This is a genomic window from Hymenobacter cellulosilyticus, assembly GCF_022919215.1.
Classification (GTDB): domain Bacteria; phylum Bacteroidota; class Bacteroidia; order Cytophagales; family Hymenobacteraceae; genus Hymenobacter; species Hymenobacter cellulosilyticus.
In genome coordinates this window covers 5,128,657-5,154,353 of sequence record NZ_CP095046.1, presented here as the reverse complement: position 1 = coordinate 5,154,353, position 25,697 = coordinate 5,128,657, and the positions used below count along the sequence as shown (strand labels likewise).

Sequence of the window (25,697 nt, the reverse complement as noted above, 5' to 3'; positions counted from 1 at the left end):
TCATTTCCACTATTCAGATTTTCGAAGAGTAGGCTTTCATCGGCTGCTCTTCCCCTTTGAAGCAAAATGTGCTTCATAAGTTCTTTGACGTAGGAAAACGAGTAAGAAGAAAACAACATCGCTGTTGTGGGCGCAAGCCGACAACAGCCGTAAGAGCTCTTCCTGCCGCAAGGCGGGAAGTTACAGAAGTAACGAAGGGCACACGGGGGATGCCTAGGCTCTCAGAGGCGATGAAGGACGTGATAAGCTGCGATAAGCTTGGGGGAGGGGCACATACCCGTTATATCCCAAGATTTCCGAATGGGGCAACCCCTCTAGTTGAAGACTAGAGACCATCTGTTTACAGAATGGGGCAAACCCGGGGAACTGAAACATCTAAGTACCCGGAGGAACAGAAAATAACAATGATTCCCCAAGTAGTGGCGAGCGAACGGGGACGAGCCCAAACCGGGTTGGTTACGGCCAGTCCGGGGTTGTAGGACCTCAACATCTGATTACATTACTTTAGCTGAACGACGTGGGAAAGTCGACCATAGACGGTGAGAGTCCGGTAAGCGAGCTGGTAGTGTACGGTAGAGGATTCCTGAGTAGGGCGGGGCCGGAGAAACCCCGTCTGAATCCAGCGGCACCATCCGCTAAGGCTACATACTCCTGAGAGACCGATAGTGAACTAGTACCGTGAGGGAAAGGTGAAAAGAACCGGGAATACCGGAGTGAAAAGAACCTGAAACCGTGTGCTTACAAGCGGTCGGAGGCCTTTAGTGGGCTGACGGCGTGCCTTTTGCATAATGAGCCTACGAGTTACTCTTCTCTGGCAAGGTTAAAGACGTTGACGTCTGGAGCCGCAGCGAAAGCGAGTCTGAATAGGGCGCAGAGTCAGAGGAGGTAGACGCGAAACTTTGTGATCTACCCTTGAGCAGGATGAAGGTTGGGTAAAACCAACTGGAGGTCCGAACCAGTTTCCGTTGAAAAGGATTTGGATGACTTGAGGGTAGGGGTGAAAGGCCAATCAAACTGAGAAATAGCTCGTACTCCCCGAAATGTATTTAGGTACAGCGTCGGCGTTGAGTTACTAGGAGGTAGAGCTACCGATAGGACTAGGGGGTGTCATAGCCTACCGAATCCTGACGAACTCCGAATGCCTAGTAATATAGCCGGCAGTGAGGCTTGGGGTGCTAAGGTCCCAGGCCGAGAGGGAAAGAACCCAGACCATCTGCTAAGGTCCCTAAATTCGGACTAAGTTGAACAAAGGAGGTCCACTTGCTTTGACAGCCAGGAGGTTGGCTTGGAAGCAGCCATTCCTTTAAAGAGTGCGTAACAGCTCACTGGTCGAGCGAGAGGGCATCGATAATACGCGGGCATCAAGTCCGGTACCGAAGCAATGGATTTACGCTATGCGTAAGTGGTAGGGGAGCATTCTGGTCAGCGGTGAAGGTGTTCTGTCAGGGATGCTGGAGCGGCCAGAAAAGCAAATGTAGGCATGAGTAACGATAAGGCGGGTGAGAAACCCGCCCACCGATAGACTAAGGTTTCCTGATCAACGCTAATCGGATCAGGGTTAGTCGGGACCTAAGGCCACGCCGAGAGGCTACGTCGATGGACAGCTGGTTGATATTCCAGCACTTACTTCATTCAGTGATGCAGTGACGCAGAAGTGAAAGTACCGCGGGCGGACGGAAGTGCCCGTTGAAGTGCGTAGGTATAGGGTTGGTAGGTAAATCCGCCGACTTTGCTGAAACATGATAGTACCTGGCGGCTTCGGCCAACGGGATAGTGTACCTAATCAGACTGCCAAGAAAACCTGCTAAGCGTTTTAACAATGAAGTAACCCGTACCGCAAACCGACACAGGTAGTCAAGGAGAGAATCCTGAGGTGCTCGAGTGAATCACGGCCAAGGAACTCGGCAAAATGGTCCTGTAACTTCGGGAGAAGGGACGCTTCCTGGCAGCAATGCCAGAAGCCGCAGTGAAAAGGCCCAAGCGACTGTTTAACAAAAACACATGACTTTGCGAACTCGTAAGAGGAAGTATAAGGTCTGACACCTGCCCGGTGCCGGAAGGTTAAGAGGGGAACTTAGTCGCAAGGCGAAGGTTTGAATCGAAGCCCCGGTAAACGGCGGCCGTAACTATAACGGTCCTAAGGTAGCGAAATTCCTTGTCGGGTAAGTTCCGACCTGCACGAATGGTGTAACGATTTGGGCGCTGTCTCAGCCGTGAGCTCGGTGAAATTGTAGTCTCGGTGAAGATGCCGAGTACCCGCCACGGGACGGAAAGACCCCGTGCACCTTTACTATAGCTTGACATTGACGCTGGGTAACACATGTGTAGGATAGGTGGGAGACTGTGAAGCGGTGGCGCTAGCCATCGTGGAGTCAACGTTGAAATACCACCCTTGTGTTGCTTGGCGCCTAATCTCTAACCGGGAAACAGTGTCTGGTGGGTAGTTTGACTGGGGTGGTCGCCTCCAAAAAAGTATCGGAGGCTTTCAAAGGTCCGCTCAGTACGCTTGGTAACCGTACGCAGAGCGCAATAGCAGAAGCGGGCTTGACTGTGAGGCCTACAAGCCGAGCAGGGTCGAAAGACGGATATAGTGATCCGGTGGTTCCGCATGGAAGGGCCATCGCTCAAAGGATAAAAGGTACGCCGGGGATAACAGGCTGATCTCCCCCAAGAGCTCATATCGACGGGGAGGTTTGGCACCTCGATGTCGGCTCGTCACGTCCTGGGGCTGGAGAAGGTCCCAAGGGTTCGGCTGTTCGCCGATTAAAGTGGCACGCGAGCTGGGTTCAGAACGTCGTGAGACAGTTCGGTCCCTATCTGTGGTGGGCGTTGGAGATTTGAGAGGACCTGACTTTAGTACGAGAGGACCGAGTTGGACCAGCCGCTCGTGCACCGGTTGTGACGCCAGTTGCAGCGCCGGGTAGCGACGCTGGGATGAGATAAGCGCTGAAAGCATCTAAGTGCGAAACTCACCTCAAGATGAGATCTCCCATAATAAGAGTCGTGGTAGACTACCACGTTGATAGGCTGCAGGTCGAAGGTCCGAAATGGCCGAGCCGAGCAGTACTAATGACTCGAGCGCTTCTAGTAGACCAAGCTCTTTTGTTTCTTTTTCTTCTTACCCGTTTCCTGCGTCAACGATTTGACAGTTTCACTAGCATGTGATCCTGACACCAGTAATGGTGGCTTTAGCACGGGTGTTCACCTCTTCCCATTCCGAACAGAGCAGTTAAGCCCCGTAGCGCCTATGGTACTGCCTTCACCGGCGGGAGAGTCGGTCGCCGCCAACCTTTTTCCAAGCCCTGCCCCTCGCGACTTCGTGCTGCGAGGGGCAGTCGCGTTTTAGCCCCTCCCTGGCCCCAGCTGCCTCGCGGCTTACTATAGGCTGGCATTGACTGGTTGGGGCATCCGTTGAGTCACTGGTTTTGGCAGAGAGGAAATGTACTGCTGAGTATAGTCGAAGTAATGTGGTGGCAGATAGTACTCGATGTTTACTACCTATACTAAGACTGTAAGTGTTTGATAATAATAATTATAAGGATTTTCTGGACTGTTTGCTGGTAACATTAAGCCGCTTTTTGCTCGTTCTGTTAAGGAAATTAGTGCATACTAATGAATAGGTGAGGTGTCTTTGGGTGTTACATTCACAGACTCATCTCAAGCATCTGATGGCATTAACTTATCCGTGGTTTTTATTGGGGCTTTTGGCTGTTGCCATTCCAATTGTAATTCACTTTTTTGAATTGCGCCGCCCTCAGCGTGTTTTGTTTACAAACGTTGGCTTCATTCGTGAAATAAAGCTGGTTACTGCACGGCAACGAAAACTGAAGCACCTCTTGATACTGGCCGCCCGAATCGGCTTTGTGTCATTTTTGGTGTTGCTTTTTTGTCAGCCTTTTATACCGGCTCCTGAGCAACGGCAGCAGGCAGGTGGAGTAGTAACGGCTATAATTGATTCTTCACCGAGTATGGCGGTTGAAGGGGAAGATGGGCAAGCCCTTTTTGATCATGCTATTGAGCAGGCTGATGAGCTGCCGGCCGTGTATCCGGCTTCTGCACGATACTTACTACCAACTACTTCTAATTCGTTGTTGACCCAAAGCGCTTTTCAAACCAGCTTGCAACGGGCAAGCATATCGGGACAGGCGAAAAGTGTGACGTCCTTATTGGATAAATCCCAACGAGTGGCTGACGTGCGGCAGACTTTTGTGTTTTCGGACTTTCAAAAGAACACGTTTGATCTGCGTGCTATTAGCGCTGATAGTCTAAACCAAACGTATCTGGTGCCTTTGCCTGGTAAGCGGGCGGCAAACGTCTACGTGGATAGCGTGCTGCTGGATGATGCGTTTGTGCGCTCCGGGTCCGACATCGGCTTGCGGGTGCGGCTTCGTAATGGTGGCGCCTTGGCGGCTACGGATTGCCAGGTAAAGGTATTTGTCGGGAATCGGCAGGTAGCTGCCTTCCGTGCCGCTGTTAATGCTCACGAGAGTACCGCTTCTACCGTTCGAGTGCGTTTGGAAAGCTCTGCAGTGCAGCAATGCCGTGTAGAGGTAGAGGATTTTCCGGTTACGTTTGACAATACCTACTTTTTCACCTTGCAGGCTTCGCCACAAATTGGCATACTGAACGTAACCGGGCCACGGGAAACAGCTGTGAGCCGCGTGTACCGCAACGAGTCTATGTTTGCGCTTTCTAATAACAACAGCCAGACGGTTGATTATAACCAGCTGAATGCAGCTAACCTGATTGTGCTGGAAGAGGTGCCCAGACTAGGAAATGCCCTGCAGGAAAACCTATTGCGGGCCGTAAACCAAGGTGCTACACTGGTAATAGTGCCGCCAGCAGCTGGTCCAGATGCCCAGGGCGAGTACAGTCATTTGTTTCGCGGTCTGGGAATAGGGGGCGTACAGTGGCAAGTAAGCCCCGGGTCTGCGCCCGTGCTGCAGGATGTGGCGGCACCGTCTCTGCAAAACCCGTTTTTCCAGGATGTGTTTAGTGCCTCAAATCAGCGGGCGGTAATGCCTAAGGTCGCGCCGGTACTACGCTGGTCACGTTCGGGGACTGACGTTTTGAAAATGCGCAACGGAGACGGATTCTTAGCAGGATTTCCGAGCGGTAAGGGAAATGTGTATCTATTTGCGGCGCCTTTTGGGGCTGCTTACTCGAACTTTACCCAGCACGCGCTATTTGTACCCGTCATGTACCGTTTAGCGATGCGCAGCTACCGGTCGGAGCAGCGGCTAGCTTACCGCTTGAATCAGGGCACTATTGCATTGGGAGTACCGGTGCAGGGTGATAAGCAGCAGGATGAGCCGGTAGTAAGTTTGCGTAAGGATAGTTCAACGGTAATTCCGGCCCAGCGGTGGGAGGGCGGCAGCTTGCGCCTGACGCTGCCAGCTGCCGTGCAGGAACCAGGCTTTTATCAGGTAGAATATAATAATAAGGTATTGACGACGCTGGCTTTGAACCTGAGTAAAGCCGAGTCGGAACTGTCCTACTATTCTGCTGCTGAGCTGCGGCAACTGATCGGCTCTAAACGGCCCAACATCCAAGTGTACGAAGGCGGTACCGACCGTTCCGTGGCCGCACACTATAAAGCCCAGCGGGTAGGAACGCCTCTATGGCGCTACTGTTTGCTACTTGCTCTAGGCTGCTTATTGGTAGAGGTGCTGCTGCTGCGCTTTGCAGGTAGCCGTAAGTCCCAGCCAGCAGCGGCAGTGGCTGCGTAAGGCTCAGAGTTTGGGCAAAGTCCTCTATCTTGCTGCCTCACTTGTTTTCCGGCTGTGTCCTCTGAAGTTTCCCCCACCGCTACGGTAATGCGTACGGCCCTGCTTTTTAGCCTAGGAGCCGGTTTGGTATGTACGGCTTGGATTGCCGGGCTCCTGCTGTCGGGTAATGACCCATTCGGCCCTAAACGGCTCATGGTCATTTTTGTGCCTCCGCTGGCCGTTATTGCTAGCCAGTGGTTTCTACGGCGGTACTTTCAGCCCGAAGGACCCGGATTGAAGCGCGCTATTGGGACGGGCCTGCTGACGGCTGTGTTATCTGCTTCGCTTTCCGGGATGGGAGTGTATGGGCTAGCGCAGGTAGCTGGGCCCGAGGAAGTAGAGAAAAGCAAGGCCGCCATGCTCAAAATTGCGGAGGGCTCCCGGGAAGAGTTTGTGCGGCGACCAGGAGGCAAAGAGCAGTATGAGCGGACAATTCAGGGCCTGAAGGCGGTAAACGCGCAAGGACTGGCTACAGATGATTTTATGAAGAAGCTTCTGTTTGGGTTGCTGTTAAGCATCCCAGGCGGAATTTTTCTGCGCAAATAATTTTCAGCTGACCAATCTTTCACCACTTACTCAGAATTATGGAAACTACTGCTACTCCCGTGTCCCCTGTTGCGGTTGGGATTCGCTACGGCCTTATTACGGGCCTGTTGTGGATTATTGTTGACTTTATCCTGCGCGCGACGGAGCTGTCTTTTAAGTATTCTATCTATGTCACGGCCAGCATTGCTGTGTATGCGCTGGGCATTATCCTGGCTCACCGCTTTTTCAAGCAGCAGAATCACGGGTTTATGACCTATGGCCAGGGCATTCTGATTGTAGTAGTGCTGTCCTTGATTTCTGGCTTTATTTCAAGCCTGTTTAACTACGCCTACGTCAACTTTATTGACCCGGACTATCCTTTGCGGATGCGCACCGATATGGAAGCCTGGATGAGCTCCATGCCAGGTGTGCAGGAGGAACAGATCCAGAAAAGCTTGGAAGGCCTGAGCGACGAGAAGATGAAGTCTCCACTGCAGATCGGTAAGAGTACGTTGGGAGGCGCTTTTGGCGGGCTTATCACCGGCCTGATCGTGTCTATTTTCACCAAGCATAAACGACCCGAGTTTGAGTAAGCGTTTGTCGTCCCAATTCCCCGTTGAGCTCTCCATTGTCATTCCCCTGCTCAACGAAGCCGAGTCTTTACCAGAACTCACGCGCTGGATCAACCGAGTGCTGACCCAGCACGGGCTGACTTATGAGGTGATTCTCATTGACGACGGCTCGACAGATGCTTCCTGGGACGTGATTGAAGAACTATCCCAGACCGATTCGCACCTACGGGGCATCCGGTTTAACCGCAACTACGGCAAATCGGCGGCCCTGAACACGGGCTTTCGGGAAACGACGGGCCGCGTGGTATGCACCATGGATGCCGACCTGCAGGACTCTCCCGAGGAGCTGCCGGAACTCTACCGCATGATAGTGGAGGAGCGCTACGACCTAGTGAGCGGCTGGAAAAAGAAGCGGTTTGATCCCCTGAGCAAAACTATTCCGACCAAGCTTTTCAACGGCGCCACCCGCTGGATTTCGGGCATTAGCCTGCATGACTTCAACTGCGGCCTGAAAGCCTACGACCAGCGCGTAGTAAAAGGCATCGAGGTGTACGGGGAAATGCACCGCTACATTCCGGTTATTGCCAAGTGGAACGGCTTCGGCCGCATCGGCGAAAAGGCCGTGCAGCACCAGGAGCGCAAGTACGGCGTAACCAAGTTTGGACTGGAGCGGTTCGTGTACGGCTTTCTGGATCTGATGTCCATCACCTTCGTAAGCCGGTTTCGGCGGCGGCCGATGCACTTCTTCGGCACGCTGGGCTCGGTGTCGTTTCTGGTGGGCATGCTTATTACCCTGTGGCTGGTTATCGAGAAGGTGTACCTGGCCAATCAGAACCTGCGGGCCCGGGATGTAACCGACCAGCCGCTTTTTTTCCTGGCCCTGGTAGCCGTTATTGTGGGTATGCAGCTCTTTCTGGCCGGCTTTCTGGCCGAAATGGTGCAGCTCAACGGCCCGCGGCGGAACGATTACCTGATTCGGGACCGAATAAACTTACCTGACTAATAAGCTGTGGCACGCGTCGTAATCATCGGGCCGGCGTATCCGTTGCGGGGCGGCCTGGCTACTTATAATGAGCGGCTGGCGCGGGCCTTCCGCGACGCCGGCGACGAGGTGCGGCTGGTCACCTTCAGTCTGCAGTATCCCGGCTTTCTGTTTCCGGGCCAGACTCAGTTCAGCACCGAAGCTGGCCCTAGTGACTTGGATATCGAAGTCAGCATTAATTCGGTGAACCCGCTGACGTGGTGGAAAGTGGGGAGAAGCTGCGGCGCGAAAAGCCTGACCTGGTCATTTTCCGGTTCTGGCTGCCGTTTATGGGTCCGGCCCTAGGCTACATTGCCCGCCGCATTCGCCGCAACCGTCACACCCGCGTGGTGGCCATTACCGACAACGTAATACCGCACGAGAAGCGTCCGGGCGACCGGCCCCTGACCCGCTACTTCCTCTCGGCCTGCCACGGTTTCGTTACGATGTCGCGCTCGGTGCTGGCTGATTTGCGTCGCCTGCACTTCAAGCAACCGGCCCAGTATCAGCCTCACCCGCTCTACGACAACTTCGGGGCGCTTAAGGCCAAACCTGTGGCCCTGCAAGCCTTGCAGCTCGACCCAACGTTTGGCTACCTGCTGTTCTTCGGCTTTATCCGGGCATACAAGGGGCTGGATATACTGCTCGAAGCATTTGGTGATGCGCGCCTGCGCGAGTTGCCCGTCAAGCTCATCATTGCCGGCGAGTACTACGAAGATGCCGCGCCCTACGAGGCGCTAATCAAGCAGTACGACCTGGAAAGCCGCTTGGTGCGGGCTACCGACTTCATTCCGAACGAGAAAGTGGCCGACTACTTCTGCGCCGCCGATATGGTAGTGCAGCCTTATAAAAACGCCACCCAAAGCGGCGTGTCGCAGATTGCCTACCACTTCGAGCGGCCCATGCTGGTAACCGACGTAGGCGGCCTAGCCGAGCTGATTCCCGACGGAGAAGTGGGCTACGTAGTAAAGCCCACCCCCATAGCCATTGCCGACGCCTTGGTTGATTTCTACGAGCACCAGCGCGAGTCAGAGTTAGCCGCGGGCGTATGGGCCAAGAAAAAGGAGTTTTCGTGGAGTGAGATGGTAGCGGCCCTGAAGGCCGTGGCAGGGTAGAAGGTGAAGGTTTTCGAAGGCCATCCAATTTCTTCTGTCATCCTGAGCAGAGCGAAGGACCTTCCTCACCTATACCACAAAGCTTAATACCAACACATAAAAGCCCTTCACTATCGGCGTAGTGAAGGGCTTTCTGGTAAAAGGCAGTTCGTCACCAGCAGAGGACGGATTGCTTCGGCTTACGCCTCGCAATGACACGGTTGCTCTACGCTACACCGGCACGCTGGCCCGCACAGCTTGGAATACTTTCTCGGCCGGCAGCTCTTCCATGCAGCTGGTACCTAGCTTGCAGGTGCCGCGGTAGAAGCACACGCACTGCCGGTCGGGCTGCACGAGCTGGCCCCGGCCGTAGAGGTCGAATTCGTAGGGGTTGAAGATGTTGTTCATTAGCACCGTGGGCTTTTGCAGGGCAATGCTGATGTGCATGGCCATGGTCACCTGAGTCACGATGCCGTCCATCTGGTACATTAGGTTGATGAACTGCTCCAGGGGGAAAGTGCCCAGGTAGGTGGCGCCCGTGGCGGCCTGCAGGCGCTGGTTGCGCTCATCCTCGGCCGTACCGCCCAGCAATACGGGTGCGTAGCCGGCCTGCTGCAGCTGGGTAATCAAGCTGAGCCACTTCTCATCGCTCCACAGCCGGGTGGTCCACCGGTCGCCGCAGCCAGTGTTGAGGCCGATGCGGGGCTTGCCCATGGACAGGGCATTCCAGTTGTAGCCCTTGTCCTGGTGGTTATCGAAGACGTACTCCTCGTGCTGAAACTCGAAGCCGCAGAGCTCGAAGATTTCCTGCACGTAGGGCTTCTGATTCAGCTGGCTGAGCTCATCAAACACCCCGGTCAGAAACTTGTGGTTGGCCAGTTCGTTGCTGGGCCAGGCCACCCCGTTGGGCAGCAGGGTGTAGCCAAACTTCTGCTTGGCCCGAATCGTGTCGTGCAGGGCGCAGGCTTCCTTGTCCTTGTCCAGGTTCAGCAAGAGGTCAAATTCCCGGGCCTGCAGGTGCAGCACGCTGGTCAGCTCCAGCTTTAGAATCTCGTCGATGGCCCCGGCCGGTAAGATGGCCGGCGTGTGCGTCAGCCAGGTGATTTTGGCCTGTGGATACTCTTGGCGCAGGCGGCGCAGCAGGGGCGTGGTCCGGATTACGTCACCGATGGCGCCGAGCTTGATGATAAGGATACGCTCCTGCACAGGAGCGTACTCGGGGCAGCCGGCGCACTGGTAGCCGTGCTCCTTGTTGGGGCGGCAGGGAATATCACCGCGGAAATGGCGGCAGTCGGGATGAACGGTGATGCCGTTGAGGGAGGCCATACGGGAAGGAAGTATCCGGCAAAGGTAGCCGAAGGCGGGAAGCTTGCCGCAGTTCCCCAGCAAAAAGGCCCGCAGTAATACGGGCTTGCGCCATTGTGACGTTTGAAGGCGTGACGTTTAAAAATATCGCCACCTCAAACGTCACAACTGGCTCTACTTCTCTTTGAGCTATGTCCAGGAAGCTCTCCGGCCACCGTGTCCCCGTTCCTAGCACATTATCCAGCAGGTTGTTCGGGCCCACTTTGGCCTCAGCCCGCTCATCCATGGCCACTGCGGCACCCGACCCGTGCCGCAGTGGCCATGGATGAGCGGGGAGAGCGGTATATGCCAACGGCGGCGTGGCTGCGCTTTCATCATCTGATACAGGCCCTGCCCGCACCCTAGGGCCCCGCACCCGTGCCCTGCGCCTCTGTTTCGCCTGGCGAATGAGGACCGGAACCAGCGGCAGTTACAACTGCAGGGCATTCAGAAATATTCGTTGGGCCAGAAACTCACCTGCTGCCAAACACCACAGGCCTGGCTATGCCTGCAAGCCCTACTAGCCCTGCAGGTAGCTTTCCCAACGAGCGGGGCCGGCGGTGGCTGGCCGACTTCGCTGCCGAAGCCCAAGATACCCTGCAGAGTGATGCCGCTGCGCCTGCGGGTGCTAGCCATTGAGGGCGCGAAATGGCCAAGCTGCTGGCTGGGGACGAACCCCCACCGCTGACCCACTGGCCGCGTAAAGCTTCAGCAAAAAGCCCCGGCGCACACTAGCGGTGCACCGGGGCTGTTCCTAGGAGAAGGCAGACTTGTCTACCCGGTCGTCATAGTTTACTCTACAACTACCTGGGCACGGCTCAGACCGGCTTCGGCCAGATACACACCCGGAGCCAGGCCTGCAGTGGGCAGCTGCACTTCCTGCTTGCCAGCGGCAATGGTAGCCTGCCGCACTACCCGGCCCAGCGCGTCGCGCAGCACCAGAGACTGAGCTACCGTGGCTGCCGTAGGCAGACGGAACGTAGCGGCGGCACCGGCCGCAACAGGGTTCGGGTACAACGCTAGCGGCGCTACGCCCGCTACCTGCCGCACGCCCAAGGGCCGGCCAGCATTACTGAGCTTAGCCACGAAGAAGTTGAAGCCAGAGCTAGATGGGCTAGTGAGCGTGGTAGAACCAAACGTTACGCTGCCGGATTGCAGGCTGCCTGAGGTTATCAGGTTGCCAGCTGCATCCAGTGCTATGTCCCCTAAAACATAGTTGCCATTCGTGCTGACGGTCGGTGCGAGCTGGGCATACTCCCAGTTTCCGGTCGTAGGGTTAAAGCGGGCCACAAAGTTCCGGTCCACAGTAGGGTTGACCAGCGAAATGCTGCCAAAGGTATACGTAATGGCATCCGGCAGATCACCCACAATTACGGCGTTGCCTTGCGCGTCCGCGGCTAGAGCGTACGTGTTGTTGGCACGGTTAGGGTTACCGCTGTGGCCGATGGTACCTACTGCGCCCCACTGGCCGGTAGGGGAGAGGCGGGCCACAAAGGAGTCTTCACCCACGGTACGGTTGCCCAACTGCAGCCCGGTATCAAAGCTTTCTGCGGCTAACCATACATTACCAGTCCGGTCGTATTGCAGATCATTTACGGCGTAAGGGATAGTGTTACCAGCGGTTCCTTCCGATTCAACAACCCAGGCTATCTGGTTGGCAGCACTGATTTGTGCAATGATGCATTTAGACTGGGTGGCGCTGGTGGAGGTAATGATGGTGCTGCCCAGCGTTAAGGACGTGTTGCGGATACGGAAGGCTATGGCTACCTGGCCCTGCGGACCTACAACAGCGTCATTTACGGTAAAGCGGGCCGAGCTGGCGGTGCCGGCGCTAGCCACCCCCACGGCGCTTACCCACTGGCCTGCGGCGTTGAGGCGGGCCACAAAGAAGCCGTCGTTGGCGGCAGTGGGCAGCGTAGTGCTGCCAAACGTGACGCCACTACCGCTGTATTCACCAACTACCACGAGGTTGCCGGCCACATTGTCCCAGCCCGAAGCCTCGATTGAAGCTCCAGATACCCCGGCCAGCCACTGCGGCTGCCCATTGGCATTGAGACGAGTAATGAAAGAAGCCGCGTCTTTGGTAGTCGTGTAGGTATAGGTGCCCACCGTCAGTACCCGGCCCCCGTTAGGCGAGAGTTCATCGTAGGCGGTGCCGCTGGCGTAGACGTCACCAGCCGAACTAACGGCAGTCTGATCGAAGCTTACGCCCTCGCCGTTGCTGGTGGCCTTCAGGGCCCAGAGCCACTGCTGGGTGGGGGAAAGCTTGGCTACGAAACCACTGGCATAGCCTGAGCCGCCGGTGAGGCTGGTGTTGCCGAATACGCGGGTAGCGGGGGCTCCGCTACCAAGGCCGTTCATGAGGGACCCAGTCACGTATTGATTGTTACCGGCATCAATGGTTATGCCGCTGCCCACTGCTCCAGTGTCATCGGTAGGAGTGGGGTTGGTGGGGGCTACGGCACCCGTCCAGGTGGGGGTTTGGGCTTGGGCAGCAGATAAGCCCAGCGTGAGAGCCAGACCAAAAGAGAAGTAAATGTGTCGCATCGGGCTAAAGTAGGAGCGAGAAGAAAAAGCGGAGCCACAAAGCTCGGCCTGCTCGCTATCGGCCGCAATACCCACAAGTAGGTATTTAGGCGCAGGGTTTCTGCTAAATCAGGTCGAAGGCCTGGGCGTACTGTACCAGGTCGTAGCCCGACTCCAGGCGGAGCTTCTGCTTGATGTTGCGGCGGTGGGTTTCGGCTGTTTGTACCGAAATGAACAGGGTTTGGGAGATTTCCGGGGCGCTGCGGCCCAGGGCCAGATAACGCAGCACTTCGCACTCGCGCTTGGTGAGCTGGCCAAACTTGCTGTGGTTTTTGCGCAGAAAATTGTTTTCCTCCAGCAGCCGCGTCGCCTTAATAGACACCGAGCTGGTCGCATCAATTGGGCAGGCAAAGCACAAACCCAGCAGCGGCAGGCCGTCGTCACCGCGCAGCAGGATACGAATTGAACTCAGATACCAGCTCCAATCCGGGCTTTGGGTAGTGCGCACCTGCTGAAAGAAGGTTACTACCTGGTTCAGGTCATTCTGCTCGAGCAAGGCCATAATCTTGGGCAGGTACTCAGCCGATTCCTGCTGATTAAAAAAGCGCGAATGATACTCGGGCCCCATGGCAATTAGCTCAGCCAGCGTGGTGCGCAGCAGTTGCAGGCCCGGCCGCGACATGTATTCCACGGATTGAGTCCGGATGTTATGCACGATAACCACACCGGGGTAGAAATCGGCAGTGGCGGCTACTTCAGCAATTTTGGCGGCAATCAGAGCGGTGTGTGAGTTGGGTAGCATAGAGCGGGAGTAGGGCAATTCCGGATAAAAATAGGCGTTTATCAATATGGTAAAAGAGTAGTGCTGCTCTCTCACTATTGACGGTGCGCTTTACCCGACCAACGGGCTGGAATACTCGGTGAGTCCTGTGCCGACGTTGTTACTAGACCGGCTACGCTGCCTTTCCAGTATCTCAATTCGCCTCATCTGGTAAGCTGTCGTCAGCAACTCATCGCGCTCAATCCCGGGATGCGTCTGCCCGTTTTCAAACCAGCCGAAACAACTCTGCCGCTGTCTAGAACTCTACTAGGGTGAAGCTCAAAAAAATCCCTGGCTTACGCAGCGGTAAGCCAGGGATTTTAGAAAGCCATAGCGCTTTACTTAACTGGGGTGATGGAAGTCCGAAGCTTTCCTTTGCCCTACCGGTTTGTGCTGAAAGTCTATTCTACCACCAGCTGCACGCGGCTCAGGCCGGCTTCGGCCAGGTACACGCCCGGGGCCAGGCCGGCGGTCGGCAGCAGGACTTCCTGCTGACCGGCGGCAACAGTAGCCCGGCGCACCGCCCGGCCCAGCGCGTCGCGCACGACCAGAAGCTGAGCAGCCGGAGCGGGTCCGGAGAGCCGCAGGGTAGCGGTTCCGGCGGCGGCCGGGTTCGGGTACACCGCTAGCGGCGCCGTGCCGGCGGCCTGGCGTACGCCCAGGGTCAGGCCCGTGGTGCGGGCTACTAGGCCGGTATTGTCGGTGGAAGTCGTCGAGTTCAGCTTGGTGGTGCCGATGGTCGTCGTCGACAGGTAAAGCCCGGCAATAGTAGCCTCCCCGGAGCTGGTCAGGTCCAGGTCTACTACGGCCTCGTCGCTGCCGGCCCCGGCCCGCAAGGCCTGGGTCCAGTCTGAGCCGGCGCTGTTGAGGCGGGCCACAAACAAGTCGTTAGAGAAGCCGTTGACATCCGCATTTGAGAGCAAAATGCTGCCAAAAGAAGCCGTAGGACCGGTAAACACCCCGCCGACCGTGGCCTGCCCATTGGCGCTGACGGCTACCGCCAGGGCCGTTTCGGAGCCGCTGCTGCCGGCTCGTACGGCCTGGCTCCAGGTGCCGACTGGGGTAAAGCGGGCGGCAAAGATGTCGGAAGAACCGGTAGTGCCACCGGCATTCGTTAGCGTAAACGTCCCGAAGCTAATAGCCGAACTGCTAAAAGAACCTGCGACGGTGGCATTGCCGGCCGCATCCAGGGCCAGGCGGCGGGCCTGGTCGGCGGCCGGCCCGCCGGCCCGCACGGCCTGGGTCCAGGCACCGGCGGCGCTTAGGCGGCCCACAAACACGTCATTCGTCTGCCCGCTGGGGTCGGCATTGACCAGCGAGAATGTGCCCAGGCCCATCGTCTGGCCCCGGAATGAGCCCGCCACGACCACCGTGCCATCGGCGGCTAGCGCCACTCCTTCGGCCCGGTCGTCGCCACTGCCGCCGCCGCGCACGGCCTGGGTCCAGGTGCCAGCGCTGCTCAGGCGGGCCACGAAGATATCGGCGTTGGTCGTAGAGGGGTTAACGTTGGTGAGGGTCGTCGTCCCGAAGCTGGTGGTTGTGCCGTAGAAAAAGCCCGATACTACGGCCTCACCCGCGGCATTCAGCGCCAGGGCCGAGGGGAAGTTGACTCCGCCAGTGCCCCCGTGCACCGCCCGCGTCCAAGTGCCCGCGCTGCTAAGCTGGGCCACGAAAACCTCCGCGCCGCCGATAAGATTAACCTTGGTCAGCACGGTGGGACCAAACTCGGCGGTGGCGCTGTAAAAGCCGCCCAGCACGGTGGCGGTGCCATCGGCGGCCAGGGCCAGGTCAATAGCGTAGTCCTCGGCCGTGCCCCGGCCCGTACGGCCTGGGTAAAGGCCCCGGCGCTGTTGAGGCGAGCCACAAATACGTCCCGGTTGCCGGCGCTGGTCAGCGTGGTGCTCCCCAGGGTGATGGTGCCGGTGAAGTCGCCGGCTACGATGGTACCACCGGTGCCGTCGGTGGCAGTGGTCAGGATGCGGGCATTGCCGGGGCCGGTAGCGGCGGCCACCCATTGCCAGCTCTGGGCCCGGGTCAGGCCGGGGCCTGCCAGCAGCGCCGCCAGCAGTAGAAATCTTTTCATAGAGGTGAGAATAGCAGAAAATGTAAATTTTGGTACGGGCGTAAAGTCGCTAGATGCCCACGTAGGTGTGGGGCGTAATAGCGCGCAGCTCTTGCTTGACAGCGTCAGCCACGGTGAGTGTCTCAATAAATTCAGCAATGCTAGCCTGCGAAATAGCCTCCCCGGTGCGGGTCAAAGCCTTCAGGGCGTTATAGGGGTCGGGGTAATTCTCGCGGCGCAGCACCGTCTGAATGGCCTCGGCCACCACGGCCCAGTTGGCCTCCAGGTCGCGGTGCAGGGCCTGCTCGTCGAGGGCCAGCTTGTCGAGGCCGCGCTGCAGGGAGTTTAGCGCAATCAGGATGTGGCCCAGCGGCACGCCCAGGTTTCGCAGCACGGTGGAGTCGGTTAGGTCGCGCTGCAGGCGGCTGATGGGCAGCTTGGCCGAGAGGTGCTCCAGCACGGCATTGGCCACGCCCAGGTTGCCCTCGGCGTTTTCAAAGTCAATCGGGTTCACCTTATGCGGCATGGCCGACGAGCCCACTTCCCCGGCCTTGATGGTCTGGCGGAAGTAGCCCATCGAAATGTACTGCCACACGTCCCGGGCCAAGTCGATAAGAATGTTGTTGAGGCGCTTGAGCCCGTCGCAGGTAGCGGCCAAATGGTCGTAGTGCTCAATCTGGGTGGTAGGCTGGCTGCGGTGCAAGCCCAGGCGGTTGTTCACGAACACGTCGGCGAACTGCTTCCAATCCACCTGCGGGTAGGCTACCTGGTGGGCGTTCAGGTTGCCGGTGGCCCCTCCAAACTTGGCGCCAAACGGTACCTGGGCCAGCAGCTCCACCTGGGCGTCGAGCCGGGCCACGAACACCTGAATTTCCTTGCCCAAGCGGGTGGGCGAGGCTGGCTGACCGTGGGTGCGGGCCAGCATCGGAATGGTTTCCCAGTCGGAGGCGCGGGCGGCCAACTGGTTGCGCACCTGGGCGTAGGCGGGCAGCAGCGTGTGCAGCAGGGCGTGCTGCAAACTCAGCGGAATAGCCGTATTGTTGATGTCCTGGGAAGTCAAGCCGAAGTGGATAAACTCCAGATAATTGCCCAGCCCCAGAGCCGTAAACTGGTCCCGCAGGAAGTACTCCACGGCCTTCACATCGTGGTTGGTTACCTTCTCGTGGGCTTTTACGGCTTCGGCATCGGCCTGCGAAAAGTTCTTGTAGATACCGCGCAGCTGGCCAGATATGTCGGCCGGCACGCTTTGCAGCTGAGGCAGGGGCAGTTCGCAGAGAGCAATGAAATACTCAACTTCGATAAGCACCCGGTAGCGAATCAGGGCCAGCTCGGAGAAGTAGGCCGCCAGGGGCAGCGTTTGGCGGCGGTAGCGCCCGTCGAGAGGCGAAACGGCGGTCAGCGGGGAGAGGGCGGCGTAGTCGGCAGCAGCAGTCATGCGTAAAAAGAAGTTGGCCAGAGTGCTCAAAGGTAGCGAATGAGGCGGCGCGGCTACGGTTAGCGCAGCGGTTTTCGCTACCTTTGTTACCCGAGCGGCAGCGGGTTCGGCACAACATTGGCATACGCCTACCGCTCTTTTCTTCCTCTCCTCGTTCGCGTGACTTCAGCTACTAAGAAAAAAATAGGCATTGGTCTGGGCATCCTCGTGGTGCTGCTGGGCGTGGCCTTGGGCGTGTTTTTGCTCAAACGACAAAAGCTTCTGGACTATGCCCTCCAGCAGGTAAAAGCCAAAGTAGAACGGAAATATCCCGTTTCCCTGGCATTGGGCGCGGCCCGCTTTACCGACCTGAACACTGTGCGCATCGACGGCATGAGCATGGTGCCGCTGGCTACTCCGGCCGACACGCTGCTGCGGGCCCGCCAAATGACGGTGTCCCTGAGCGTGCGGTCCTTGTTTGCCGGCCGCCCCGTGTTCAGCAACCTGGAAATCAGCGACGCCCAGCTGACGGCCCGCAAAACGGCCCGCTCCGATAACTTCTCCTTTCTCTACAAGAAAAAAGGTGCGCAGCCGGCCACCCCGCGCGACACGACTAAAGGCGTGAACTACGGTCTGCTAGCCAACCAGCTGTTGGAAGGCGGCTTCGACAACATTCCCGAAGAAGCCGATTTTCGCAACTTCCTGGTCACCTTCGAAAGCCCGCGCCACCAGGCCCGCATCACGATGCCGCGCATGGCCATTGAGGACGGCGACATCAGCGGGCAGGTCACGGCCGTTATCGACTCGGTCGAAAACCGCGTGGGCGTACAGGGCCACGTGGAGCCCGGCGACTACGCTCTTAATGCCGAGGTGTTCGGCCTGGAGCGCCGGCCGGTGGTATTGCCCTACGTGCTGCGCCGCTACGGAGCCCGGGTACAGTTCGATACGCTGCGTCTCAGCTTGACCGATAAGGAACTCGACGATGACGAGTTGACCGTGCGTGGTACGGCTTCGGCGGCCAACTTCATTGTAAATCACCCCAAGCTCTCGGACCGGGACGTACGCTTTCCCCGCGGCGGCATCGACTTCGTGGCCCGGCTGGGTCAGGCTTTTGCCGCCTTGGATAAGGGCACGAAAGTGAGTTTGAACCGCATGGATTTCTTTCCCGTGGTCAGCATCCGCAAGCTGCCGGTGAATGAGCGGGTGATTGGCAAGATGGTGAACGGGGTGCGCCGCCGCAGCGAAGCCCTGGCCGGCTTGCAGGTGAAAGCCGACGTGGAATCGGCCGAAACGCCGGCCAACACATTCTTCGAGGCCTTGCCCGAAGGTATGTTCAACACCCTGGAAGGCATGCAGGGCGAAGGTACGCTCACCTACCGCCTGCACCTGAACCTGGACATGAACCAGCTCGACAGCCTGGAGTTTAACTCCGGCCTGACGCCCAAGAACTTCCGCATCAGCCGCTTCGGCCGCGAGAATCTGAACAAGCTCAACGAGGACTTTCCCTACACGGCCTATAACGACCAGGGCGACTCGATCAAAACCTTCACGGTGGGCCCTTCCAATCCGAAGTTTACGCCCTACAGCGACGTACCGGATTACCTGAAGAATGCCATCATGACGGCCGAAGACCCGCGCTTCCTGACCCACAAGGGCTTCATGGAAAAGGCGTTTGTGAAGTCGGCCATTCAGAACATCAAGGAAAAGCGCTTTGCCCGCGGCGGCAGCACGATTTCGATGCAGCTGATCAAGAACGTGTTTCTGACCCGTCAGAAAACCGTTACCCGCAAGATTGAGGAGGCCCTGATTGTGTGGCTGATTGAAAACACCCGCTTAGTGTCGAAGGAGCGCATGTTTGAGGTCTACCTGAACATCATCGAGTGGGGCCCGAAAGTGTATGGCGTCAACGAGGCCGCGCGGTTCTACTTCGATAAGCAGCCCAGCAACCTGAACCTGTCGGAAAGCCTGTACCTGGCCAGCATTATCCCGCGGCCCAAGCGCTACCAGGCGTCGTTCAACCAGTATGGCGAGATGCGCAGCGCGGCCCGCTACTTCCTGCGCCTCATCGCCGACCTGATGGAGCGCAAGGGCATGATTTCGGAGGGCGACCGGCAGAGCGTGACCTACAACCTGAGCTTCCCCGGCCGTGCCCACGGCTCCATCTTCCGCGCCGTGCGCCCCGATACGACCCGCACCGTTTCCGCCGCCGACTCCGCCCAGTTTGAGCCGCTCAACCTGATTGACCTGCTCGGCGGAGAAGCCCCCGACGCCGGCGTCAACACCAACGTGGCCCCGCCGGCCTCGACCACCCCGCCCAAGGAATAGGGCGGAGAAAACCAAAAGAAAACCCCGGCAGCGGCAGCTGCCGGGGTTTTCTTTTGCAGTAGTTAAGAAAGGGCGCCTGACCAAAGGCAAACATTTCTACTCCTTGGTGCTGCTATCCACGGGGCCGGGGGGAATAAGCGGGCTGTCTTTTTTGGGAAAGAGCAGGGACAAAACTACCGAGCCCAGCAGCAGTACGCCCACCACGCCCAGGGAAATCGTCATTGGCAGCTCGTAGTATTCGGCAACGAGCAGTTTGCCCCCGATAAAGACCAGGATAAGCGAGAGGCCGTAGTGCAGGTAGTGAAACAGCTGCATCAGGCCCGCCAAGGCGAAATACAAAGCCCGCAGCCCCAGCAGAGCAAACACGTTGGATGTATAGACAATGAACGTGTCGCGCGAAATGGCCAGGATGGCCGGGATGGAGTCGGCGGCAAAGACCACGTCGGTGGTTTCGACCATGACCAGCACTACAAAGAGGGGAGTGGCAAACAGCAGCCGCTCCTTGCGGACGAAAAACTTGCCGCCTTCCATCTTGCTCGTAATAGGCAGATGGCGGCTTAGGAACTTGACTACCGGGTTATCGTCGGGGTTTATTTCGGGCTCCCCGGCGCTCAGGGCCATACGAATCCCGGTATACACCAGGAAGGCACCCAGCACGTACATCAGGAAGTGAAATTTGGCCAGCAACGCCGCCCCAGCCAGAATAAATATGGCCCGTAGCACCAAGGCCCCAATGACGCCCCAGAACAGGATGCGGTGCTGGTACTCCTGCGGCACCTTGAAGTAGGTAAAGATCAGCAGGAAGACGAACAGGTTGTCAACGCTCAGCGACTTCTCAATCAGGTAGCCGGTAAGAAATTCGAGGCCGGCCTGCTGGCCCATGGTGCGGTACACCAGGTAATTAAAGGCCAGGGAAAGCGCTACCCAGAAGGCACTCCAGGCCAGCGCCTCCCGGATGCGGACCACGTGCGCCTTGCGGTTAAACACCAGCAAGTCCAGCATCAGCATCAGGAGCACAAAGGCATTGAAGCCAACCCAGAACGGGAGTGAGTTTTCCATAAGCTTAGCATACGCGGCCGTTGTACCGCCTATGCTAGGCTTACCGGGTTTCGCGGGCCGAGGTTGCGGCTGGAACCGAAACAGTTGGCTCCGAGGCAGCGGCCGGGTTCCGCTCAAACGTGCGGAACAGGCTGCTGAGCTTCATTTGCACCACTCCAAACAAGGCCTCCTGGAAAATTCCCTTGGTCATTTTGGACGTGCCGCGGGTGCGGTCGGTGAAGATAATCGGTACTTCCTTGATGCGGAAGCCGTACTTGTAGGCCAGCCACTTCATCTCAATCTGGAAGGCATAGCCCACAAAGCGGATGCGGTCCAGCGGAATGGTGCGCAGCACCCGGGCCGTGTAGCACTTAAAGCCGGCCGTGGCGTCGGCAATGGGCATGCCGGTAATCAGGCGCACGTAAGCCGAGGCAAACCACGACATGAGTACCCGGTCCATGGGCCAGTTTACCACGTTTACGCCCTGAATGTAGCGGGAGCCAATAGCTAGGTCGTAGCCGTCGGTGGCGCAGGCCTCGTAGAGGCGGATCAAATCGTCGGGGTTGTGCGAGAAGTCAGCATCCATCTCAAACACGTACTGGTAGTTGCGCGCCAGGGCCCAGCGGAAGCCGTGAATGTACGCCGTGCCCAGGCCCAGTTTGCCGCTGCGCTCTTCCAAAAACAAACGGTCGGGAAATTCCTGCTGCAGGCCGCGCACCACCTCGGCGGTACCGTCGGGCGAACCATCGTCGATAATGAGCACGTCGAAGCCTTTGGGCAGGGAAAACACTTTGCGGATAATCAACTCCGCGTTTTCCCGCTCATTATAGGTTGGTATCAGGACGAGCCCGTCATTCATTGGTCAAAGATAAAAGATTCAGTTTGCGCCCTGCGCAATTTTTTCCGCTAAAGCCCGGGCGTGACGAATGCAGTCTGGCACGCCCACGCCGGCCCGCCAGTTGGCCGTGCTGTGTATGCCCTCCGCCACCAGCGCATCGGCTGCCGCGTGCGCTGCCACAATGCGGTGGTCGAACTGCGGAATGGCCCGCTCCCAAGAGTACCGGTATTGCCACAGGGGTTGCACTGCCCGGATGGCGTAGAAGCGGCTCAGCTCGGCATGCACCTGCTGGAGCTGCTGCTCGGCCGGTTGCCGGGCCTGGGCCTCATACTGCGTACCTCCAACAAACGTGGTAAACAAAACGTGTCCGTCTGGCACCCGATTGGGATAAATGGAGCTGGTCCAGATGCTGCCGGCGGCGTAGGGCTGCTCCACTTTGGGGTGCAGGGCCCCAAAACCATCGAGCGGGTGGGTAACGTCGGCCCGGCGGTACGCAGTGTACACGGCCGTCATCGGGGGGTGGTACACGGCTTCCAGCGCGGCGGCGGCGGCCGGAAACAAGGGCTGCAGCAGCGGAGCGGCGGCGTAGGTCGGCAGGGCCAGCACCAGGGCATCGTAGGGCGCTAAATCCTGCTTACAGCTCGTTTCGAGGGTGTACTGACCCGTAGCCGTACGCGTCAGCTTGGTTACAGCGGCCCCAAAGTGGACGTTGGTCAGCTGGGTGGCAAGCGTCTTGGGCAGCACGGCCAGGCCTTCCCGAAGGGAGATGATCCGGCGGCGGGTGCCGGGCGTACCGCTCTTGGCCAAGCCTTTGAGCACCGAGCCGAAAGTCTGCTCCAACTCCACCATTTTGGGAAACGTCTTGTGCACCAGCAGCTGCTCCGGGTCGCCGGCGTAGATGCCCGAAATGAACGGGTTAAGGGCATAATCCACGATTTCGGAGCCGAAGCGGCGGCGGAAAAACCCGGCCAGCGTTTCGGTGGCGTCGGGGGCCTGGGCCGGGCGGCGCAGCTCCCGCAAAATATTGAATTTGGCCTTCAGACTGAAAAAGCCGCTCAGCAGCAGGCCGGGCGGGGTGCCAGGCAGCTTCTGGTACTTGCCGGCCCGCAGCACGTAGCGGTTGGCACTCACGGCAGCGGTGTCCTGCAGCTGGTCGGTGAGGCCCAGGTGCTCAAGTAGCTCTTCTAGCTCGGGGCTGAGCTGCAGGGAGTTGGGGCCGGTTTCGAGCAGGTAGCCGTCGTGGTGCTCGGAGCGGATGTTGCCACCGGGCAAGGGCTGGCATCAAACAAGTCGTAGGCCACACCGGCCCGTTGCAGGTAAAAGGCCAGGGTAAGGCCCGAAATACCACCCCAAGAATAGCAATCCGCATTATGCACTACCGTTGATATGCCGTAAAGGTAACCCGCGCCGGGCAGTTAGGTGCCCTCAGACCGGAATCCGTAGCTTTGGCGCTATGAAGCCAGCAGCAGCCGGGCCCGTTGCCCGCGAAAAAGCCGTGTTCCTGGACCGGGACGGCGTTTTAAACCATGAAATCGGCCATTACGTGTGGCAGCTCGACGAATTTGTCATTGCTGATGGCGTGCCCGAAAGCCTGGCGCGCCTGAAGGCCGCCGGCTACCGTCTGATTGTGGTAACCAACCAGGCCGGTATTGCCAAGGGCTTGTACACGGCCCGGGAGGTGCAGGCTTGCCACCAAAAGCTGCAGCAGGCCTGTAATAACGCTATTGATGCCTTTTACTTTGCCAGCGCCCACCCCAGCGAGAGCGAGTCATTGATGCGCAAGCCCGATTCGCTGATGCTGGAAAAAGCCATAGCCCGGTTTCAGATCGACCCTGGCCAAAGCTGGATAGTGGGCGACCGGCTCCGCGACCTGCAGGCGGGGGCTAAAGTCGGGGTGCGGGGCATTCTGGTGGGCGAAGGGGAGGAAGTCCGGCCCGAGCTGTACGCGGCAGACCTGCGCGCCGCAACAAATATTATTCTGGGTAGCTAGTCCTACAAGAGTTATAAACGGCAACAGCCGGCTTTTCACGCGAAAGGCCGGCTGTTGTGCGTAGGGGAAGAAACCAGGAACTACTGGCGCTCGGGCTGCTGCTCGGTGCTGGCCATAATGGGCGAAGCAACCTGGGTGGCCGGCTTGGTGGTCGAGTAAGCCGGACACTTGGTGCGGCAGGAGCTGAAGACGGAGAGGCATCCAACAGCTACAATCAACAGTTTTTTCATGTTTAAGTACAATTCGCGAAATTGGGAGATGCGCAAATGGAAGGGTTGGGAATGGTTTACTACGAGCTAACGATTCCGTAACCTTCAAATTGTACTCATTCGTTCAAAAGCTGCCACCGAACCTGCACCAACCAAAACGCCGGCTTCCTGCTAAGCAGAAAGCCGGCGTTTTTATAGCCGGGACTAGCTGAAAAGCTACCGAAAACTACTGACGCTCAGCGGGCGTAGCGGCCGAGGCCGTAATCGTCGAGGAAACGCGGTTGGCGGCTTTGGTGCTGCTGTAAGCGGGGCATTTCGTCTTGTTGCACGCGCTCAGACCAACGAGGGCCACGGAGGCCAATAAGAGTAGCTTTTTCATCCCAAGAAAAACCAAATGTGTTGTAAGAGAAAGTAGTTCAGCACCAAAAGTACAATTTCTGGCCCGGACCTTCAACCATCCGGACCAGAAATTATAGCGCTATTTTAATTCTGGTAGCCCAGAATTCGCATCATTGATTCGCCTTCCTGCTGCTCGGCAAACACCCGGTCGGTGAGGTTGCCGTCGGCGTCGCGGTCCAGAATTACCATTTTCGGGGCCGGAATCAGGCAGTGCTTGATACCACCGTAGCCCGAGAGGCTTTCCTGGTAGGCGCCGGTGTGGAAGAAGCCCACGTAGAGCGGCTTGGCGTCGGTGGGCTTGCGCTCGGGCAAGAACACCTGGTAGATGTGCTTTTCGGCGTTGTAGTAGTCCTGGGAGTCGCAGGTCAGGCCGCCGAGCTGCAGCTTCTTGTACTTCTTTTCCCAGCCGTTCAGGGCCAGCATAATAAAGCGCTGGTTCAAGGCCCAGGTGTCGGGCAGATTGGTGATAAACGAGCCGTCAATCATGTACCAGAGCTCCTTGTCGTTCTGCAGCTTCTCGTCCAGGATGCTGTAGATGGTAGCGCCTGACTCGCCGACGGTGAAGATGCCGAACTCGGTGAAGATGTTGGGCTCCGGCACGCCTTCCTCGCCGCAGATGCGCTTGATGGTGCGCAGAATCTCCTCAATCATGTAGGGGTAGTCGTACTCCTTCTGAATTGAGGTCTGAATGGGCAAACCGCCGCCGATGTCGATGGTGGTGAGTGTGTCGCACACCTTGCGCAGCTCGCAGTACTTGTGCACGAAGCGGCTCAGCTCCGACCAGTAGTAGGAGGTGTCCTTGATGCCGGTGTTGATGAAGTAGTGCAGCATCGTGAGCTCGAAGCGCGGGTCGTTCTTGATTTTCTGCTCGTAGAGCGGAATGGCGTCGGCGTAGCGGATGCCCAGGCGGGAAGTGTAAAACTGGAAGCGGGGCTCCTCGTCGGAAGCCAGGCGCATGCCCAGGTTGCACTTCTCGCGCACGTTGTCGTGGTAGTACTCCACCTCATTGGGCGAGTCCAGGATGGGCATGCAGTTCACGAACCCGTCGTTGATCAGGCGGGTAATTTCCGACTTGTAGGCCTCAGGCTTAAAGCCGTTGCAGATGATGTAGGTATCCTTCGTGACCCGGCCCTTGTCGTACATGGCCCGGATGATGTTGGTATCAAACCAGGACGAGGTTTCGATATGGACCCCGTTTTTCAGGGCCTCTTCCACCACGAAGCTAAAGTGGGAAGCCTTGGTGCAGTAGGCGTAGGAATACTGGCCCTGGTAGTTGGTTTTCTCGATACCAACGCGGAACCACTCCTTGGCCCGCTGAATCTGGGAGGTGATTTTGGGCAGGTAGGTGAGGCGCAGTGGCGTGCCGTATTTCTCGACCAGGGCCATCAGGTCGATGTCGTGGAAGCGCAGCTCGTTCTGCTCGACGTGAAACTCCTGGGTTGGAAAATCGAAGGTTTGGGAAATCAGGTCGTGGTAGGTATCCATTCGAAGTAGAGAGGGAGGAAACTGATGTTAAGAAACAGTCAACGGAGCCGGATAAAGGGCATTAACTCGCCACAACGCTCGTTGTTAGTAACGAAGTGCCGCGGGTGAAAAAAACTTTGCCTGAGCTGACGGACCGGGGATTTTCAACTGGTCGAGCTTTTGTCGAACTTAGTGCCCGCAAAGATACCCCGCCCGCGGGGTTTTGGTTGTGCTTTGTTCGTTGGTCGCGGCGGAAGGTCCGTACGCGTCAAGCCTGAGGGGAATTCC

The 25,697-nt window shown here is 57.9% G+C and carries 20 protein-coding genes and 2 rRNA genes; 10 read left to right on the top strand and 12 right to left on the bottom strand.

Going from position 1 to position 25,697, the window contains the following annotated elements:
• Nucleotides 1–182 precede the first annotated feature (182 nt).
• The 8 genes from MUN79_RS25310 to MUN79_RS25275 all read left to right on the top strand — a co-directional run bounded on the left by MUN79_RS25310 (nucleotide 183) and on the right by MUN79_RS25275 (nucleotide 9,001).
• Nucleotides 183–3,090, top strand: a 23S ribosomal RNA gene (locus MUN79_RS25310).
• 88 nt (nucleotides 3,091–3,178) lie between these two features.
• Nucleotides 3,179–3,290: ribosomal RNA gene (gene rrf / locus MUN79_RS25305) — 5S ribosomal RNA — on the top strand.
• A 378-nt stretch (nucleotides 3,291–3,668) separates the two neighbouring features.
• Nucleotides 3,669–5,729, top strand: a complete 2,061-nt coding sequence (locus tag MUN79_RS25300) for a BatA domain-containing protein (RefSeq protein ID WP_244675279.1) — start codon at nucleotides 3,669–3,671, stop codon at nucleotides 5,727–5,729.
• Between the two features lie 54 nt (nucleotides 5,730–5,783).
• Nucleotides 5,784–6,314, top strand: a complete 531-nt coding sequence (locus MUN79_RS25295; protein WP_244675278.1) for a DUF4199 domain-containing protein — start codon at nucleotides 5,784–5,786, stop codon at nucleotides 6,312–6,314.
• A 59-nt stretch (nucleotides 6,315–6,373) separates the two neighbouring features.
• The gene (locus MUN79_RS25290) at nucleotides 6,374–6,886 is read left to right on the top strand and encodes a DUF4199 domain-containing protein (protein WP_244675277.1); all 513 of its coding nucleotides are present in this window, start codon (nucleotides 6,374–6,376) and stop codon (nucleotides 6,884–6,886) included.
• The gene (locus tag MUN79_RS25285) at nucleotides 6,879–7,868 is read left to right on the top strand and encodes a glycosyltransferase family 2 protein (protein ID WP_244675276.1); all 990 of its coding nucleotides are present in this window, start codon (nucleotides 6,879–6,881) and stop codon (nucleotides 7,866–7,868) included. Before MUN79_RS25290 ends, MUN79_RS25285 begins: the two co-directional genes overlap by 8 nt.
• Before the next feature lie 6 nt (nucleotides 7,869–7,874).
• Nucleotides 7,875–8,192 carry a hypothetical protein gene (locus tag MUN79_RS25280; RefSeq protein ID WP_244675275.1) on the top strand — a complete coding sequence of 106 codons (318 nt, stop codon included), beginning with the start codon at nucleotides 7,875–7,877 and terminating at the stop codon, nucleotides 8,190–8,192.
• A complete protein-coding gene (locus MUN79_RS25275; protein ID WP_244675274.1) occupies nucleotides 8,177–9,001 on the top strand; it encodes a glycosyltransferase in 825 nt (274 codons plus the stop codon). The genes MUN79_RS25280 and MUN79_RS25275 overlap by 16 nt, the downstream gene beginning before the upstream one ends.
• A 210-nt stretch (nucleotides 9,002–9,211) precedes the next feature.
• Here MUN79_RS25275 and MUN79_RS25270 read toward each other — a convergent pair whose 3' ends face one another.
• The 6 genes from MUN79_RS25270 to purB all read right to left on the bottom strand — a co-directional run bounded on the left by MUN79_RS25270 (nucleotide 9,212) and on the right by purB (nucleotide 17,167).
• Nucleotides 9,212–10,306: a glycosyltransferase family 9 protein gene (locus MUN79_RS25270; RefSeq protein WP_244675273.1), complete on the bottom strand. Its 1,095-nt coding sequence runs from the start codon at nucleotides 10,304–10,306 to the stop codon at nucleotides 9,212–9,214.
• Nucleotides 10,307–11,116: 810 nt separating this feature from the next.
• Nucleotides 11,117–12,871 (bottom strand): T9SS type A sorting domain-containing protein, encoded by a 1,755-nt coding sequence (locus MUN79_RS25265; protein ID WP_244675272.1) that lies wholly within the window; start codon nucleotides 12,869–12,871, stop codon nucleotides 11,117–11,119.
• Nucleotides 12,872–12,974: 103 nt separating this feature from the next.
• On the bottom strand, nucleotides 12,975–13,652 hold the full coding sequence (locus tag MUN79_RS25260; RefSeq protein ID WP_244675271.1) for a LuxR C-terminal-related transcriptional regulator: 678 nt from the start codon (nucleotides 13,650–13,652) through the stop codon (nucleotides 12,975–12,977).
• A gap of 419 nt (nucleotides 13,653–14,071) precedes the next feature.
• Nucleotides 14,072–15,427, bottom strand: a complete 1,356-nt coding sequence (locus MUN79_RS25255; protein WP_244675270.1) for a T9SS type A sorting domain-containing protein — start codon at nucleotides 15,425–15,427, stop codon at nucleotides 14,072–14,074.
• Entirely contained in the window at nucleotides 15,376–15,753 is a 378-nt protein-coding gene (locus MUN79_RS25250) for a hypothetical protein (protein WP_244675269.1), read from the bottom strand. Before MUN79_RS25250 ends, MUN79_RS25255 begins: the two co-directional genes overlap by 52 nt.
• 49 nt (nucleotides 15,754–15,802) lie before the next feature.
• Nucleotides 15,803–17,167 (bottom strand): adenylosuccinate lyase, encoded by a 1,365-nt coding sequence (gene purB, locus MUN79_RS25245; protein WP_244675268.1) that lies wholly within the window; start codon nucleotides 17,165–17,167, stop codon nucleotides 15,803–15,805.
• 159 nt (nucleotides 17,168–17,326) lie between these two features.
• On the opposite strand from purB, the gene MUN79_RS25240 reads away from it, so the two are divergent.
• The gene (locus tag MUN79_RS25240; RefSeq protein WP_244675267.1) at nucleotides 17,327–19,471 is read left to right on the top strand and encodes a transglycosylase domain-containing protein; all 2,145 of its coding nucleotides are present in this window, start codon (nucleotides 17,327–17,329) and stop codon (nucleotides 19,469–19,471) included.
• A gap of 96 nt (nucleotides 19,472–19,567) precedes the next feature.
• On the opposite strand, the gene MUN79_RS25235 is transcribed toward MUN79_RS25240, so the two are convergent.
• Genes MUN79_RS25235 through hemG form a run of 3 tightly spaced genes read right to left on the bottom strand, consistent with a single transcriptional unit; the run spans nucleotide 19,568 to nucleotide 22,619 of the window.
• Nucleotides 19,568–20,530 carry a TerC family protein gene (locus tag MUN79_RS25235; protein ID WP_244675266.1) on the bottom strand — a complete coding sequence of 321 codons (963 nt, stop codon included), beginning with the start codon at nucleotides 20,528–20,530 and terminating at the stop codon, nucleotides 19,568–19,570.
• A gap of 40 nt (nucleotides 20,531–20,570) precedes the next feature.
• Entirely contained in the window at nucleotides 20,571–21,368 is a 798-nt protein-coding gene (locus tag MUN79_RS25230) for a polyprenol monophosphomannose synthase (RefSeq protein ID WP_244675265.1), read from the bottom strand.
• An 18-nt stretch (nucleotides 21,369–21,386) separates the two neighbouring features.
• Complete coding sequence (gene hemG / locus MUN79_RS25225) at nucleotides 21,387–22,619, bottom strand: protoporphyrinogen oxidase (RefSeq protein ID WP_244675264.1); 1,233 nt, start codon at nucleotides 22,617–22,619, stop codon at nucleotides 21,387–21,389.
• A 181-nt stretch (nucleotides 22,620–22,800) separates the two neighbouring features.
• On the opposite strand from hemG, the gene MUN79_RS25220 reads away from it, so the two are divergent.
• Nucleotides 22,801–23,337, top strand: a complete 537-nt coding sequence (locus MUN79_RS25220) for a D-glycero-alpha-D-manno-heptose-1,7-bisphosphate 7-phosphatase (protein ID WP_244675263.1) — start codon at nucleotides 22,801–22,803, stop codon at nucleotides 23,335–23,337.
• Between the two features lie 80 nt (nucleotides 23,338–23,417).
• Here the strand turns inward: MUN79_RS25220 and MUN79_RS25215 are convergent, their stop codons facing one another.
• From MUN79_RS25215 to MUN79_RS25205, 3 genes are all read right to left on the bottom strand, one after another.
• On the bottom strand, nucleotides 23,418–23,567 hold the full coding sequence (locus MUN79_RS25215; protein WP_244675262.1) for a hypothetical protein: 150 nt from the start codon (nucleotides 23,565–23,567) through the stop codon (nucleotides 23,418–23,420).
• A 205-nt stretch (nucleotides 23,568–23,772) separates the two neighbouring features.
• Complete coding sequence (locus MUN79_RS25210) at nucleotides 23,773–23,925, bottom strand: hypothetical protein (protein ID WP_167856214.1); 153 nt, start codon at nucleotides 23,923–23,925, stop codon at nucleotides 23,773–23,775.
• A gap of 104 nt (nucleotides 23,926–24,029) precedes the next feature.
• Complete coding sequence (locus tag MUN79_RS25205) at nucleotides 24,030–25,430, bottom strand: type III PLP-dependent enzyme domain-containing protein (RefSeq protein WP_244675261.1); 1,401 nt, start codon at nucleotides 25,428–25,430, stop codon at nucleotides 24,030–24,032.
• Nucleotides 25,431–25,697 lie beyond the last annotated feature (267 nt).